Here is a 15,859-nt window from a genome sequence, read left to right as displayed (position 1 = left end):
TCTCCTCCACCTATCAATATTAACTTTTGTATATCTCTATAAAAATGCATCCATCATAGTAAAGACAAATATCACTACACTCACCACTTGGTTTAGATTATATGAAACAAATTTCATCTTTTTTTCATTGCTAGGCGATACCATATAATGTTCTAGTACCAATAATCCTGTGGCTAAAAATATTCCTATTAAATATATAGCTCCTCTATCCATTATAAAATATAAGGAAATCAATAGTAAAATCATAATAAAATGGAACATGGATGAAATAGTCAATGCACCCTTTAATCCAAATTTTACTGGTATAGAAAATAATCCATTTGATTTATCAAAGGCTATATCTTGAGTTCCATATATTATATCAAAACCGGCCACCCATAAAGCAACTACTGCTCCAAGTACTAAAGGTGTAATGGCAAACTGTCCTGTTACTGCAAGCCATGCACCTACAGGAGCTCCAGCACAGGCTACTCCTAATACGATATGGCATGTCCATGTAAATCTCTTTGTAAAAGAATAAATTATGAATAAGAATAACGCTACCGGAGACAACATAAAACAAAGTGAATTTAACTTATAAGCTGAAAGTATAAAAATACTAAAGCACAATATAACTATTGCCCATGCTTCATAATTTTTCACGTCTCCTCTGGGCAAGTTTCTATTTGCAGTTCTTGGATTCTTTTTATCTATGTCCTTATCAACTATTCTATTTAATGCATTAGCTCCATTTCTAGCGCCCACCAATGCTAATAATATCCAAAATATTACCATGAAATCAGGCAGCCCATTTGCTGCCCAGACCATGGATATAAGAGCAAAAGGAAGAGAAAAAAGAGTATGAGAAAACATAACTAACTCTCCATACTTCTTTAATTTACTTAATACCATATTCCTTCCACCTCTTATCCACAAGTTCCTTTACTTCTTTAGTCATCTCTATATCATCTGGCCATTCTCTAGTATGACCTTCTGATGCCCATTTTTTTGTAGCATCAATTCCTATTCTTGAACCATAGTTAGGAGTATTTGATGCATGGTCTAATGCATCTAACGGTCCTTCTGATATAACTACATCTCTGCTTGGATCTATATTGTTAAATACTTTCCATGCTACAGTAGATAAATCATGTGGATTTATATTTTCATCTACCACTATAATCATCTTAGTATACATCATTTGTCCCATTCCCCATAATGCACTCATTACCTTATGAGCATGCTTTGGGTAAGATTTTTTTATGGATACAATAACACAGTTGTGAAATACTCCTTCTAGTGGGAAATTCATATCTATAATCTCAGGACATTGTATTCTCATGAGCGGTAAAAAGAATCTCTCAGTAGCTTTTCCTAAGTAACAATCCTCCATTGGTGGTTTACCTACAATAGTTGTAGGGTATACAGGATTTTTTCTCCTAGTAATCTTTTCAATATGGAAAACTGGATACATATCAGAAAGTGAATAATATCCTGTATGATCTCCAAAAGGTCCCTCTAGCCTCTTCTCATCTAAATCCACATATCCTTCTAATATAAATTCAGCATTAGCTGGCACATATATATCATTAGTAACACACTTTACTATTTCTAGTGGTTCTTTCCTTAGAAATCCAGAAAATATCATTTCATCTATCATTTTAGGTAGCGGAGCTGTTGCAGAATATATGGTCGCAGGGTCACATCCCAGTGCCACCGCTACAGGCATTTTTTGTCCTAATTTTCTGTACTTTTCATATATCTCCTTGCCATCTTTATGTAGATGCCAGTGCATTCCTGTGGTTTTCTTATCATATACCTGAAGCCTATACATTCCCATATTTTGCTGATTAGTCTCAGGATCTTTTGTTATAACTAATGGAAGAGTAATATATCTTCCTCCATCCTTAGGCCAACATTGTAAAATAGGTAATGTATCTAAGTCTGGTTCCTCTATAACCTCTTGACATATTGCTGAAGTTACCTTTTTAGGAAATACTCTAGCAAGTCTTGCTAGTTTGGGTATGGATTTTATTTTATTTATTAATGTTACATAATTTGTTATATCCATGAAATCCATTATTATATCTGCGATATCATCAAGTTCTTCTATCTCTAGCCCTAAGTTTAATCTTTCATAGCTCCCTAGTGAATTTATTAGTACTGGATAAGGTGACCCTTTAACCTTCTTAAATAATAGCCCATTGCCATTACTCTTTGAAACCCTGTCTGTAATCTCAGTGATTTCAAGATTAGCATCAACCTCTACTTCAATTGTATCTAAAAGATTTCTTTCCTTTAGAACTTTCATAAAATGCTGCAAGTCTTTATATGCCATAAAAATCTTCCTCCCAAATTAAAGTATCCTTAAGAAAATAATAAGCAATTCTACTAGTATATTTTCTTTCAGACGCTCTTACTAATAAATTCTTTTTAATAGCTTCTTTGTTATTTCTTTTAATATTGTTTTGCTTTCACAGTCTGGTAACTTTTCAATATTACTAAATGCTCTATTAGTATAAGCCTTAGCTAAATTAGCTGTTTTCTCAACTCCACCATATTCCCTCACTAAGTCAATTATTTCTTTAACTTCTTCATCATTTAGTGAATCTTTATTTAACATACTGGCTATTCTATTATCCACATCTTTTTCAAGAGCATAAATTATTGGTAAGGTATAGTATCCTTGGATTAAATCCTTTTGGGCATTTTTACCTAAACTAGTAGTATCACTGTTATAGTCTAATAAATCATCTACGATTTGAAATGCCATCCCTATGCTATGTCCAATTTTACCTAATAACTTTGAAAGCTTCTCTTCACAATTAGATTCTTTTGCTCCACTATAAAGACTTATAGCAAATAAGGCTGCCGTTTTTCCTGATGCCACCTTTATATATTTCCTCAAAGTAGTACTAGTTGAATATCTAAGATTATATTGAGCTACTTCGCCCATACATATTTTTGATATTCCCTTTGAAATGTCTCTTAAAGTCTCCATGGTATAATTATATTGTGATAACATTATGAAACATTGGCAAAATAAGTAATCTCCCATATATACTGCATATTCTTTTCCATACTTACTTTGAATAGTTTCAACACCTCTCCTTAAATTAGCTTCATCTATAATATCATCATGAATTAAGGTAGCTGTATGCATCATTTCAATAGCTGCGGCTAAATTTTCAATTTTCTCTTGTTCATATTTTCCAAACTTACTTCCTATTATGAGAAGAGCAGGTCTTAGCATTTTTCCTCCAACCTTCACTAGAGGTAATATTGCCTCTTCCATTTGCTTTTCTCTACATTTTATGTTTTTCTCAATTATTTTAGTTACATTTTCTAATTGCTTTTGAATATCAGGATATTCATTCCAAAAATTACTCATGCTCTCCCCCATTTTTTACAATGTTATTGTGCTAATAGTTACATAAAATAGTAGTTATTTATATATTCAATTATAAAACCAAATGTCCTTTTAAAAATAATTAAAAGGACATTTGTAAGTTTAAAAACTTTATTCTTATTTATGAACTTTTAATTTAATTAATTCTAATCTACATATAGATATGATTTTTTAACCCATCCTATGTTTTTCCACCATTTCTTAAGCACTGGTAACACATAGTAATCTAATCCAAAGGTACTTCCTGAACCACCTATTAATGCTATACTTGAAGTTAAATACCATAACATTTCAACTGGTGCCATTCCCGATGCCCAAATCATAGTTCCCATTGCAATTGAAATTATTGATGCAACTGCTGTAAATAGTCCAACTATTAGTAATATACCTACTAATATTTCACCAATTACCATAGCTGTCTGGAACACTTGTGCTAATCCTGTAAATCCACCATCCCCTGTATAGAAGAAAGTATCCATAGACCATTTAACCATACTTTCAATAAACTGAGGTACTCCCAATGCTTCACCCCATTGTGAAGCTGCTTCTGCTCCACCTTGTCCTGATGCTGCAGTTACTGCTTCTGCAGCTGCTGTTGCCCCTGATACTGCACTAGCTGGTGGCGCTGGTATTAAGAAAATGTTTGATGGATCTGATATTATCTTTGGCAACTTGGCTAATCCTTCTGTAAGCCACTTGTAACCTACAAACACTCTTAATATAACTAACCAAAAGTTTGGAGAGGATTTTGCAAAATGTCCTCCAACAAAGCTTCTATTATCTTTAACATGGAAAAACTCATGTAATATATATGACCAACATTTATTAAATCCAGCTACTTGAACAAAATATACTAAATTTATAAAGTGCTTAACGAACATTGCAAAGAAACTTGGTAATCCAAAGAATTTTCCTGGCATTCCTAAATGCGCTAGTCCATATTTACCACCTATACAAACCATTGCTCCATGGAACTTAGGCTCATAGGATTTCTTTTCTCCACCTTTAATATCTGTATATATATTGTGAGCAACTATTGGTGCTGAACTCTCAGCATTTTCTACCATCTGTGGAACTGGTCTTTCCTCACCTTTTGGAATATAGAATATATTGTCTCCAACTGCATATACATTCTCATAATCTACTGATTGAAGTTTATCATTAGTCACTATTCTCTTTCTTGGTTTTTGAGTTATATCCATTTTTTCAAGGATATCTGCTCCCTCAACTCCAGCTGCCCAAACTATAGTTCCTGCACTAATCTTTCCACCATCATTACAGAAAAGTACTGAATCTTCACTAACTTCTGTAATACATGCATTTGTCTTTATATTTACACCTAACTTGTGTAATCTCTTTTCAGCCTTTTTTATTATTTTATCTGGAAATATAGGTAATATCTTAGGTAAAGCATCCATTACATGTAATTTAACTTCATGTCTCTCAATATGAAAATCTTTACATAATCTATCTGCCCATTCAGCTAATTCTCCTATCATTTCTATTCCAGTAAATCCAGCTCCAACTACAACAAAGGTTAATAACTTTTCTCTTTTTACTTTATTTGTTTCTTTAACTGCAAGTCTAAAATTGTTTAGTATATGCTCTCTTAAATTAACTGCATCCTCATAAGACCATAGCTTGTGTGTATACTCCTCTGCCCCTGGTATTCCAAAGTAAGTAGGCTTACAACCAGCTCCAACTACTAAATAATCATAAGAGTATGAATTTTTTTCAGATTTCAATGTTTTATTTTTAAAATCTAACTCTGTAATTTCATCTAAAACAACATTTACTTTTCTTCCTTCAAATATCTTCTTTAAATCAATTCTAATAGAATCCTCTGATACTCTTTCTGCAGCTACTTCATGAAGCTCTGTTAACATAGTGTGATATGGATTTTTATCAATAAGAGTAATTTGAACATTCTCATCTTTTTTTAATTTCTTAGCTAATTTTTTAGCAGTTAATACGCCTCCGTATCCACCACCGAGTACTATAATTTTCTTCTTTTCACTCATAACTTTCCCCCCATGTTTTCCTCTTAGTTAAAATATTATCATATCTATATTATAATAGTGTAAAAAGAAACGTTTTGTTCATTTATTATATATTTTGTTTATTTTGTTCATAGATATTTGTGTTAAAATTTACTTGATTGTTAAAAAAATATTTTTCCATATTGGAGGGTACATAATGAAAAAGAAATTTATTTCTATGCTACTAGCTCTTATTTTACCAATTTCAGCTGTGGGTTGTTCTGCAAATTCCTCAGGTGAAAAAACTTCCCAACCACAGACTTCCTTATCAATTGGAATCATGCCTGATTTAGATTCTATTCCAATTGTTATGGCTGAAAATAATGGATATTTCAAAGAAGAAGGTTTAGATTTTAAGTTACAAAGCTTTAAAAGTGCTACAGATAGAGATGCAGCTATACAAAGTGGACAAATTGATGGTGCTATATCTGATATGCTATCAGCTGTATTTTTTAATGACAATAAGTTTGAAGTTAAAATCACATCAAGAACTGATGGTAGTTATAAACTTATTGCTGGCAATGATTCTAAAATATCTGGAATAAATGATATAATTGGAAAATCTGTAGGTCTTTCTAAAAACACTATCATAGAATACTTAACAGATAGAGTAGTAGAAGCTTCTAAATTAGATATAAACTCTATTGAAAAAGTAGTAATTCCTAAAATCCCAACAAGACTTGAAATGCTAAATGCAGGTAAATTAGATATGGCTATGTTACCAGAACCTCTTGCAACCACTGCTGTGTCTTCTGGTGGTAAAATATTAGTTAGTTCTAATGAGTTAAATATCGATGCTGGTGTTATAGTATTTACTAAAACTTCTATGAGTTCAAAAGAAAATGAAATAAAAGCATTTTATAGAGCTTATAATAAAGCTGTTAAATTTCTAAAAGAAGAACCTTTAGAAAACTACATAGATATTCTAATAGAAAAAGGTGGTTTTCCCGATAGTATAAAAACCTCGTTAATTCTTCCACATTACAGTGAAGCTTCACTTCCATCTGATGAAGAATTTAATTCAGTAATGAAATGGATGAAAACTAAAAATTTAACTACTAGTAACTATAAATTAGAACAGCTATCAACAGATTCATTCATTAAATAAGTTAACCTCTCTGCTTTAGGCAGAGGGGTTTTTATAAATAGAAAAGCCTCTCTACTACTAGAGAAGCTTTTCTATTTATAACGGTTATAGGGAAAAATTATTTGCTTATTTTTTTTCTACTGGACGATCTATTGCTTTTGTACCAGCTTCGCCATTTTCAGCCATTTCATCTAAACAAACTCCTGCTAAAGTTTGGAAAGATTTAGAAGAACTAGTTGCTCCAGTTACAGCATCTACATTTCCTAATATTTGTTTATCTACTAGTGCTTTTTCTAACTCACTAGTATATTTTTCAGGATATGTGCCTGCTTTAGGTTCCATAGCAGCTTTGTATCCATCATCTTCTGATTTAAGTTTTCCATCTTTGTTTATATCATCAAAAGTAACCTTTGTTATAGCATTACCTTTAACTTCGATTTCAACAAATGATTTCCATCCACGCTCATCAAAATCTTTATACTCAGCTTTATAAACTCCATCTTTGTAGAAATTAACTACTGCTTCTTTAGCTTCACCTTTTTTAGCATTTTCTAAAGCTGCATTTGCAAGTTCATTGAAGTTTTTAGTTGAATGTGTTGCACCAGTTACTACATCAACGTCCCCAGCTTGTTTTTCAACTATTTTCTTTGATAATTGCTCTCCAACTTCTTTAGGTGTTACACCATTAACTTTTTTAAAGGTTTCAGCATACTTAGCATCGTTGCTCTTTAATTCGCCCTTATCGTTAGCATAATCAAAGTTAGCTGCAGATATTTTACCATCTTTTACTGTTACTTCAACAAAAGATTTCCAATTGTGACTATCTAATCTGTCATAACTAGCTTTATAGGTTCCATCTTTATATACAGCTGCAGATGAATTACCTGAATTACCTGAATTCTCTTCTTTTGGAGCCTCTGTTTTATTTCCGCATCCAACTAATAAACCTTGAGCTAATATTAAAGCACAACCTAAAGTTAATATTTTTTTCATTAAAAAATCCCCCTTATTTTAAATATACCCCGATATCTTGATTGTACTTTTCTGATAAATTTATGTCAATGTTTAAGATGCTTTTGTTCATTTTGTTCATATTGTAAATAAAATGTGAAGTATTTTATTTAGTGGATTACGAACTATTGTAGCAGAGAAGTATGCCAGAGGCATAGTGAATTGGCTTCGTCAGTGAGGTGCGCCTTTATCGCAGAAGGTTGATTTCGTTAGAGAGAAGGCTTTTACTTAAGCAAAAACCTCTTTCAGAAGTTAATGTTATATTTTAATGTACTTTTTTATAATAATCATAATACTTTTCCCTTCAATTATTTCATAATATTATGAGAGTATTATTCTATATAAATAATATGATATAATTAACCTATGTATAGAAATTCCCTACTATATTATATTGATAGTAATAGGAATCCTAGAATTATATTAAAATTATTTTTAGTAGGTGATAATGTGTCAGAAGATAAATATTTAAAATTTCTTTATGAGGTAAGTAAAAGTAAGCCAAATAGCATAAGAGATACCGATACTCCTTGTCCCTTCTGTAATAGAGATGCTTTAACAGATATTTTAGATAAGGACGATCCCTTTATATTCCTGAAGAATAAATATGCTACTATTGAAGATACGCTTCAAACAGTAATAATAGAAACTAAAAATTGCAGTGAAGATATGTCTATGTATTCTAAAGAACACATGAGAAGATTAATTAACTTTGCAGTTGACCATTGGCTCACAATGGAAAAGAGCGGGAAGTTCAAATCAGTAATACTATTTAAAAATCATGGGCCTCAATCTGGGGGAAGTATAAAGCATTCTCATATGCAAATTGTAGGATTGAAACATATTGATTATAAAGAAGATTTAAAGGATATATATTTTCAAGGTGCAACAATTTATGAAGATGATGAATGCCATGTTAATCTCTCTACATATCCAATAAATTCCTTTACAGAAATAAATGTTATTTGTAAAGATATCAATAAGTTAAATGGATTCAGTGAAAATATACAGAATATGGTTCATTATATACTTCATAATTACTATGCAAAATGTTCTAGTTTTAATTTATTTTTCTATCAATGGAAAGATATTATAATATGCAAGGTGGTTCCAAGATTTGTAGTTTCTCCTCTACTTATTGGTTTCTCTTTAAAGCAGATTGCTAATAACAATGAGGATATGATTAATACTATTAGAGAATTATACTATACTAACCATAATGATTAATATAAGTGAAAATTCACTATAGACCTATACAAATTAAAAGCATATTATAGTTTATATGAGTATAAAATATATTTTTACTAGTACTAAGTCAACAATAAATTTTATAGCAATAGAAAAAGGTGAACACGCATGTTAGAATTCGAAAATATTAAACTAAAGCATAAAGAACTTTTCTCAACATATATAGATGAATACAATTTTAGAACTCATGAATATGCTTTCTCTAATCTTTATTTTTGGAGATACTTTAGCAATATACAAATTGCTACTACTCATGATTCCTTAATTATAAAGAAAACTGAAGATAATAAGGGTACTTTTTATATGTCTCCCATAGGATATTCTTCAGAGTCCTTGAAATATATAATTGAGAATTTAAAAGATTATAATAGAAGCATCCAACTTAATACATTAGTTTTTAGAGAGGTAGAAGACACTTTTCTTGATGACTTAAAACAACTTTATGGAGATGATGTAATATTTTGTGAAGAACGAAATAGCTTTGATTATATCTATGATACAAAAAGTTTAATAAACTTATCAGGCAAAAAATATCACGGAAAGAAAAATCACTATAATCAATTTATAGCTTCTTATGATTATAAGATAAAGGATTTATCGTCATTGGAAGCTCAAAGTGATGCAATAAAAACGGCCAATCAGTGGTTTAAATTAAAAAATAATAACAGTAAAGTTCTATGCCATGAGCTTAAAGGAATTAGTGATTTTTTACAGCACATGGAAGAATTAAATCTTTTAGGAATGGGTGTTTATGTTGAGGATAAACTAATTGCCTTTACCATTGGTGAAAGATTAAATTCCGAAACTGCAGTAATTCATATAGAAAAAGCAGACACTTCTTACAAAGGGATCTATGCTTTTATAAATAAGAGTTTTTTAGAAAACTATTTAAATGATATGACATATGTAAATAGGGAAGAGGATCTTGGCAACGAAGGTTTGCGAAAAGCCAAGCTATCTTATAATCCAATTAAACTTGAAAAGAAATATATAGTTGAATTAAAAATTTAAAAGTGCATAGAACTTTGTTTAGTGAATTGCAACCAACGGTTACAATTCACTAAATAAGTTACTTTCCACTTAATCTATATATTAAAAATCTAATTCATAGCTTTGATTGTCATCATCTATCTCAATGACTTGAGTACCTTCTCTTTTTATGTTTTCTTTAAATTGCTTAGTTACATCAAAATTTTCTCCAAAATGCATTGGTATAAACACTTTAGGTGATGTTTTCTCAATAAAGTACTCTCCTCCAAGATAATAGAATTCCTGAAGTCTTGGATCCACTGGAAAGAATGCTAAATCTAACTTTCCATTTTTACTTATATCCTCTACTATGGATTTAAATGCATTTTCCATATCTCTAGCTTCTTCTTCAGTGTCTTCATCCTTCCAATACCACCAATTTAAATCTCCTGCATGAACTATCTTGAGTCCATCAACTTCTACAACATAAGAAACTCCGGCATCCGTAGAGCCATAAGCACTTATATTTATGTCCTTTATAGTTATTTGTTCTCCCTGACTTATCATATTATAGTTACTTTTATTGCTTACCTTAATATCACTACTTAAAATATAATTTATATTAGGATTTAAATCTTTCCACTTAAAAATTTCTTTATTAAAATGATCATAATGACTGTGAGACGAAAATACCAAGACCTTCTTTCCACTTATCACGGCTTCATTAAGTGAATCCATAATAATTTTAGTTTTATCTCTGTCACTTTTATAATAGTCAAAGATTAAAAGATTATTTTCAGTATTAATAATAAAAGAACTATGATAAATGTAATTAATTTTAACTCTCATTTTTAACCCTCTCTATGTTAAATTACTATTTTTCTCATTCTTCAATCTAGATATAAATCTAGAGGTAGTCGCTGATAGCATTATGCCAAAGCCTATAGCTCCTGCAATAGCTACAGTTTCCATTCCCTTTAGTGCAGCTTCTGAAAACTTATTTTCTACTAATAGACTTATAGTTTTATATCCGAGTATTCCTGGAACCAGTGGAAATATACCTGGAATAGAGAATTGTGTAGCAGGAGTCTTTAAAATTCTGGCCATGACTTCACTATATACTCCTACTGCAAAAGCTCCTATAAAGGAAGCTATAATAGAGCTACCATAGATATTGTATACTATTAGATAAGCAGCCCATCCAAGAGCACCACAAAATCCTGTCCATATAATTTTTTTTCTGTCTATGTTAAATAGTATAACGGGGAATACACTTCCGAAAAACGCTAATACAATCTGTCTTATCATATCTTCACACACCTATTCTAAGAAATAACGCGGCACCAATACCTGCTCCCAGAGCAACTAATATTAGTACAGCCTCACAAAATTTTGCCATACCCGAAACAAAATCTCCATAAATTATATCCTTCATCCCATTAGTAAGAGCAACTCCAGGTAATAAAATCATAATCGCTCCTGTTATTACATTATCTTTAATTAAAACGGGAAATATATTATGGAGTACTGCGCTAACGCTTCCTATAATAAATGCTGAAATAAATACTTGGAAAAACTGAAAAAATCCTATTCCAGATATTTTCTCAAGCATGTAATATACACCTACACTTATAATTGCAGATACAATAGAATCATATATAGTTCCATTAAGAAATAATGCATAAATAAAAGATGTCATTGCTGCTGAAAACAATCTCAACTTAAAACTATAGTACGGTGCTTTTTCTATATCTTTTAATCTCTTTTTTGCTTCTTCATAAGTCATACACTCTTCTCTAATATTGCGAGAAAAATTATTTACAAGCTCTATCCTAAGTAAATCTACTCTTCTAGTACGTATTTTCTTTAATGATGTTACCTTTTCATCATCTGCATCAACAACTGAAACAAAAACTCCTCTATCAGTTACCATACATTCACATTCTAACTTATAGGCCTTGCATATATTTTCCACAGTTTCTTCAATTCTATATGCTTCAGCACCATTGCTTAGAAGTATCTGTCCCGCTGATAGGGCAATGTCTAACACCTTCTTAGCTTCCATACTTTACTCCTCTTTTGTTTAATATTTCAAGGATTATTATATCATTTTTTATTATTTTATCTATAATTAAATGTTTTATTAATAAATTTATTTAGTTAATTGCAACTTATAGTTGCACTGATCTAGTGACTCGATTTACTCGCCTTTGGCGCATTTAACTTCTTCCTCCGGTCTCTAAGTTTTATTTTATACCTTTTACGTCGATTTCTTATCTTTGATATAAATTTAGATGTGGTTGCAGATAACATTATACCGAGTCCAATAGCTCCAGCTATTGCTATTGTTTCCATACCTTTAGTAAAAGCCTGATTAAGATTCTTTTCCACAAGAAAATTTATAGTTTTATAAGCAAGTATTCCTGGAACTAATGGAAATATCCCTGGTACAGAAAATTGTGTAGCTGGTGTTTTAAGTATTCTTGCCATAATTTCACTATACATTCCCACAACAAAAGCTCCCACAAAAGACGCTATAACTGAGCTACTATTTAAACTATATATAATCAAGTATGCTGCCCATCCTAGTGATCCACAAAAGCCTGTCCATATAATCTTCTTTCTATCAATATTAAATAAAATAACAGGAAATATACTGCCTAAAAATGCTAATATGATTTGTTTTATCATAATGTCACACCTATCCTAAGCAGTAACGCTGCTGCTATACCCACCCCTACTGCAACTATAACAAGCATTGCTTCACAAAATTTTGCCATTCCGGCCACAAAGTCACCATATATAACGTCCTTAATTCCATTGGTAAGAGCTACTCCTGGTAATAAAATCATTATTGCACCTGTTATTAAATTATCCTTATTTAAAACTGGAAATATGCTCTGCAGTATTGAGCTTGTAACTCCTATCATAAAACCAGAAATAAGCATCTGAAAAAATTGAAAAAAACCAACCTTCGATATCTTTTCTAACATAAAATAAATACCTGCACTTATAACTGCTGACATAATAGAATCATATATAGTTCCATTGAAGAATAATGAATATACAAAAGATGTCATACTTGCAGCAAATAGTCTTATGGGAAAGCTAAAATAAGGAGAATTATCTATATCCTTTAGCATCTTTTTAGCCTCTTCATAAGATAAATTAGCTTCTTTAATATTTCTAGAAAAAGAATTGATAAGTTCTATTCTGTATAAGTCTACTCGTCTAGGTCCAATTTTTTTTAATGAGGTCACTTTCTCATCATGACTATCTACTATGGAAACAAATACCCCTCTATCTGTAACCATACACTCACACTCTAAGGAATAAGCTCTACATATGTTTTCAATGGTTTCTTCCACCCGATATGCCTCTGCTCCGTTACTTAAAAGTATTTTACCTGCTGAAAGAGCAATTTCTAAAACTTTTTTAGCTTCCATATTTTACTCACCTATTTAAATTACACTTAATAATTTAAATCCCAACTTACAAATTTAAATTTTCAAATTATACTATATGTTATTTTATTACATATTATCATATTAATATATTTTCAAATTTACTACAATAACACAGCAAATTATCTAATAATCTGAATATTTATGTTTAAGACATATTAAAAGACTGTATCAAAATAGCATAAGCATTTTAACACAGTCTCCTTAAATTATAATAAAAATATACTAATATTTGTACTTGAGTTGGTAATAGAATTGCCCTATTAACCTTAAACTATCTTACTTCATAAATAAAGTGCTCACCTTGTTTAAATATAAGACTAAAGTTTTTAAAACCAGCTTCCTTAAAAAGCCTCTTTTGTGTGGTTAGTGCAAAAGGAATATCTATATGGTACAATGTCTATCTCCTATGGGTGTACCTTTATCATCTTTATAAATTCATAATCATAATCATTTATAAGTTGTATAAATCTACTTACTTCTTCAAATCCAACTTTTTTATATAGCTTTATTGCTCTTAAATTAAAAGCAACAACTGATAAGCTTATACACTTTCCTTTAAAATTCAATGTGTTTATTCCATGATTGATTCCGGAGCTTATATACTCTTCTCCTATACCCTGACCTGTTAAATCTGGTCTTAATCCTAATCCAATTTCCATAACCTCTTTATCAATATTGAAAGAAAATATTCCTATAAGCTTTTCTAAATCATCTACTGCAACATATTGATTCTTCCAAGTATTATTCTTTATATTATCTAAAAATTCTTTTAAATCTTCTGTATCGTATTCCATATCATAGAAAGAATATATTCCATCATAATGCCAAGTTAAAATTTCTTTGGCATAATCATTATTCATTTCTTTAAATTTAAAGTTCATATATACTCACCTTCATTTCTATAAAAGCTCTAATATCTCATCATTCCATGTAGCTTCTCTTTCAATACCGCTTACATCTATTTCCTCAGTCATATATTTAATAACCTTTTCTTCTATACTTCTCAACTCATCTATATTTCCTTCAATGTATTTTCAAGTTCCTGTCTTTCTTTTTCCAATCTTTCTACTGTCTCTTTAGCATGTGAATTACCAAGGTTTAATTCTAATGATTTTTTATAACTATCTACTGATAATCTTTTGTCACCTTTTTTTAAATATAACTCTCCAAGACTATCATAGAGGTTAGCTGAATTAGGATATTCCTCAATAGCTAATTTCAAAATTTCTATTCCATCATTAACCATATTTGATCTCATAAGTCCATAAGCTAAGGAATTTAATCTCCATTCGTTCATATGATATTTATCTAATTCATTTTCCTTCATGTATCTAAGTTTCTCTCTTACACTCTCTATACCCTGATTAACTAAGATATTAAAAAGCAAAGGTGTCGGTGATATTTTAATGTTCTTAACTTCATAATCATTAATTATATCTAATGCAGCCTCTGTAATCATTTCTACATTTCCATAATCACAATTACTCATACCAACTACCGCCATACCTTTTTCTGGTAGTATAATAAGATTACTTCTAAAACCTGTATCTCCTCCACTATGGCTGATTCTTACGGCTCCATGATAATCCTTAATAAACCAACTTAGTCCTATATTTAGTTCTCCCCACCCTGTTTCAGCATAAGGCATAGTCATAGCTTCATAAGATTTTCTTGTGAATATCTGTTTTCCATTAAAATTACCTTTGTTCATATAAGTAATAGCATAATTGCACATCTCAGTTACATTAGAATAAAGGGTTGAACTAGGAGCATGAATTCTATTGTAAGGAAATATTTCACTTATAGTTTTTTCAAATCTGCTATCTCTCACATGTGGAGTGGTTAAAAGTCCTCTTGATACCTTTTCATTTAAAAAGGTACTCTCCGTCATCCCTAGAGGATTTAATATATTTTCTTTAACGTAATCCTCAAAAGACATGCCAGCGGCCTTGGCAATAACATCTCCTAAGATTTCATAGGACATATTACTATAGGCAAACTTTTCTCCTGGGTTCCAAATTAACTTTTTATCAGAAAGGCTCCTAACATACCCCTCTAGTGCATCATCTCCATATTTAGGCTTATCCCACTCATAGTCCTCCACATCTGGCATTCCAGATAGGTGAGTTAGCATATATTTAACTGTAACTTCCTTATATCTTTCATCCTCTAACTTAAAGTAAGGAACATACTCTATTACAAGTTTATTAATATCCATTTTCTCATTTTCAACTAATTGCATAATAGCTGTAGCTACAAAGGTTTTAGATATTGATGCCATATGAAAAAGTGTATTCTCATTAACTTTTTCTCCCGTACTTATGTCCATTACTCCAAAGCCTTTGGTATATGCAATTTTACTATCCATAACTATTCCTATGGCCACTCCTGGTATATCTTCCTCTTCCATATATCTTTCAATAATTTCTTCTAATTTCTCATTTCTTTCTCTCATCTTTAACATTATATTTTGCCCCCTTTATACAACTTTTTATTGTAAGTAATAATATGTAGTTCATTATCCACACTATTTAAAAACAAATCCATTCCTTATAATCTATAGATAAAATTAAAGACTGTAAGAAAGTAAATCTTTCCTACAGCCTAGATTAATTTTTCTAAACTCACTTAAAAATTATATAGTATTACA

General features: G+C 30.7%; 15 protein-coding genes. 3 read left to right on the top strand and 12 right to left on the bottom strand.

Translation table 11 applies throughout. The features are described 5' to 3' along the window. Nucleotides 1-36 precede the first annotated feature (36 nt). The 4 genes from ACI48Q_RS15955 to ACI48Q_RS15940 form a co-directional block, all read right to left on the bottom strand. A complete protein-coding gene (locus tag ACI48Q_RS15955; protein ID WP_474920114.1) occupies nt 37-891 on the bottom strand; it encodes a UbiA-like polyprenyltransferase in 855 nt (284 codons plus the stop codon). Then, nucleotides 878-2,317 carry a menaquinone biosynthesis decarboxylase gene (locus ACI48Q_RS15950; RefSeq protein WP_474920113.1) on the bottom strand — a complete coding sequence of 480 codons (1,440 nt, stop codon included), beginning with the start codon at nt 2,315-2,317 and terminating at the stop codon, nt 878-880. Before ACI48Q_RS15950 ends, ACI48Q_RS15955 begins: the two co-directional genes overlap by 14 nt. 81 nt (nt 2,318-2,398) lie before the next feature. After that, the gene (locus ACI48Q_RS15945; protein WP_474920112.1) at nt 2,399-3,370 is read right to left on the bottom strand and encodes a polyprenyl synthetase family protein; all 972 of its coding nucleotides are present in this window, start codon (nt 3,368-3,370) and stop codon (nt 2,399-2,401) included. A 164-nt stretch (nt 3,371-3,534) separates the two neighbouring features. Next, nucleotides 3,535-5,409, bottom strand: a complete 1,875-nt coding sequence (locus tag ACI48Q_RS15940) for an FAD-dependent oxidoreductase (RefSeq protein WP_474920111.1) — start codon at nt 5,407-5,409, stop codon at nt 3,535-3,537. Nucleotides 5,410-5,584: 175 nt separating this feature from the next. Between ACI48Q_RS15940 and ACI48Q_RS15935 the strand changes: the two genes are divergently transcribed. Beyond that, on the top strand, nt 5,585-6,535 hold the full coding sequence (locus ACI48Q_RS15935; RefSeq protein ID WP_474920110.1) for an ABC transporter substrate-binding protein: 951 nt from the start codon (nt 5,585-5,587) through the stop codon (nt 6,533-6,535). A 105-nt stretch (nt 6,536-6,640) separates the two neighbouring features. Here the strand turns inward: ACI48Q_RS15935 and ACI48Q_RS15930 are convergent, their stop codons facing one another. Further along, the gene (locus ACI48Q_RS15930) at nt 6,641-7,507 is read right to left on the bottom strand and encodes an FMN-binding protein (RefSeq protein ID WP_474920109.1); all 867 of its coding nucleotides are present in this window, start codon (nt 7,505-7,507) and stop codon (nt 6,641-6,643) included. A gap of 468 nt (nt 7,508-7,975) precedes the next feature. Between ACI48Q_RS15930 and ACI48Q_RS15925 the strand changes: the two genes are divergently transcribed. After that, a complete protein-coding gene (locus tag ACI48Q_RS15925) occupies nt 7,976-8,752 on the top strand; it encodes a DUF4931 domain-containing protein (RefSeq protein WP_474920108.1) in 777 nt (258 codons plus the stop codon). Nucleotides 8,753-8,881: 129 nt separating this feature from the next. Continuing rightward, nucleotides 8,882-9,784 (top strand): DUF2156 domain-containing protein, encoded by a 903-nt coding sequence (locus tag ACI48Q_RS15920; RefSeq protein WP_474920107.1) that lies wholly within the window; start codon nt 8,882-8,884, stop codon nt 9,782-9,784. 81 nt (nt 9,785-9,865) lie between these two features. Here the strand turns inward: ACI48Q_RS15920 and ACI48Q_RS15915 are convergent, their stop codons facing one another. The 7 genes from ACI48Q_RS15915 to ACI48Q_RS15885 form a co-directional block, all read right to left on the bottom strand. Further along, nucleotides 9,866-10,591: an MBL fold metallo-hydrolase gene (locus ACI48Q_RS15915; protein WP_474920106.1), complete on the bottom strand. Its 726-nt coding sequence runs from the start codon at nt 10,589-10,591 to the stop codon at nt 9,866-9,868. A 12-nt stretch (nt 10,592-10,603) separates the two neighbouring features. Then, a complete protein-coding gene (locus ACI48Q_RS15910) occupies nt 10,604-11,050 on the bottom strand; it encodes a threonine/serine exporter family protein (protein ID WP_474920105.1) in 447 nt (148 codons plus the stop codon). A gap of 4 nt (nt 11,051-11,054) precedes the next feature. Continuing rightward, nucleotides 11,055-11,807, bottom strand: coding sequence for a threonine/serine exporter family protein (locus tag ACI48Q_RS15905; protein ID WP_474920104.1), 753 nt, complete (start codon nt 11,805-11,807; stop codon nt 11,055-11,057). A gap of 122 nt (nt 11,808-11,929) precedes the next feature. Continuing rightward, nucleotides 11,930-12,433, bottom strand: a complete 504-nt coding sequence (locus ACI48Q_RS15900; protein WP_474920103.1) for a threonine/serine exporter family protein — start codon at nt 12,431-12,433, stop codon at nt 11,930-11,932. After that, nucleotides 12,430-13,188 carry a threonine/serine exporter family protein gene (locus tag ACI48Q_RS15895; protein ID WP_474920102.1) on the bottom strand — a complete coding sequence of 253 codons (759 nt, stop codon included), beginning with the start codon at nt 13,186-13,188 and terminating at the stop codon, nt 12,430-12,432. Before ACI48Q_RS15895 ends, ACI48Q_RS15900 begins: the two co-directional genes overlap by 4 nt. A 425-nt stretch (nt 13,189-13,613) precedes the next feature. After that, nucleotides 13,614-14,090 carry a GNAT family N-acetyltransferase gene (locus ACI48Q_RS15890; RefSeq protein ID WP_474920101.1) on the bottom strand — a complete coding sequence of 159 codons (477 nt, stop codon included), beginning with the start codon at nt 14,088-14,090 and terminating at the stop codon, nt 13,614-13,616. A 131-nt stretch (nt 14,091-14,221) separates the two neighbouring features. Continuing rightward, complete coding sequence (locus ACI48Q_RS15885; protein WP_474920100.1) at nt 14,222-15,673, bottom strand: serine hydrolase domain-containing protein; 1,452 nt, start codon at nt 15,671-15,673, stop codon at nt 14,222-14,224. Between the last annotated feature and the right edge of the window lie 186 nt (nt 15,674-15,859).

The sequence above is a fragment of the Clostridium sp. LXY-7 genome (genome assembly GCF_056172015.1).
Note: the sequence above shows the minus strand (reverse complement) of the source record. Positions and strands in the feature narration are given on the sequence as shown.

Coding starts and splice junctions, on each gene's coding strand:
- ACI48Q_RS15955 (WP_474920114.1), bottom strand. CDS start 891: ATGGTATTAAGTAAATTAAAGAAGTATGGAGAGTTAGTTATGTTTTCT.
- ACI48Q_RS15950 (WP_474920113.1), bottom strand. CDS start 2,317: ATGGCATATAAAGACTTGCAGCATTTTATGAAAGTTCTAAAGGAAAGA.
- ACI48Q_RS15945 (WP_474920112.1), bottom strand. CDS start 3,370: ATGAGTAATTTTTGGAATGAATATCCTGATATTCAAAAGCAATTAGAA.
- ACI48Q_RS15940 (WP_474920111.1), bottom strand. CDS start 5,409: ATGAGTGAAAAGAAGAAAATTATAGTACTCGGTGGTGGATACGGAGGC.
- ACI48Q_RS15935 (WP_474920110.1), top strand. CDS start 5,585: ATGAAAAAGAAATTTATTTCTATGCTACTAGCTCTTATTTTACCAATT.
- ACI48Q_RS15930 (WP_474920109.1), bottom strand. CDS start 7,507: ATGAAAAAAATATTAACTTTAGGTTGTGCTTTAATATTAGCTCAAGGT.
- ACI48Q_RS15920 (WP_474920107.1), top strand. CDS start 8,882: ATGTTAGAATTCGAAAATATTAAACTAAAGCATAAAGAACTTTTCTCA.
- ACI48Q_RS15915 (WP_474920106.1), bottom strand. CDS start 10,591: ATGAGAGTTAAAATTAATTACATTTATCATAGTTCTTTTATTATTAAT.
- ACI48Q_RS15910 (WP_474920105.1), bottom strand. CDS start 11,050: ATGATAAGACAGATTGTATTAGCGTTTTTCGGAAGTGTATTCCCCGTT.
- ACI48Q_RS15905 (WP_474920104.1), bottom strand. CDS start 11,807: ATGGAAGCTAAGAAGGTGTTAGACATTGCCCTATCAGCGGGACAGATA.
- ACI48Q_RS15900 (WP_474920103.1), bottom strand. CDS start 12,433: ATGATAAAACAAATCATATTAGCATTTTTAGGCAGTATATTTCCTGTT.
- ACI48Q_RS15895 (WP_474920102.1), bottom strand. CDS start 13,188: ATGGAAGCTAAAAAAGTTTTAGAAATTGCTCTTTCAGCAGGTAAAATA.
- ACI48Q_RS15890 (WP_474920101.1), bottom strand. CDS start 14,090: ATGAACTTTAAATTTAAAGAAATGAATAATGATTATGCCAAAGAAATT.
- ACI48Q_RS15885 (WP_474920100.1), bottom strand. CDS start 15,673: ATGTTAAAGATGAGAGAAAGAAATGAGAAATTAGAAGAAATTATTGAA.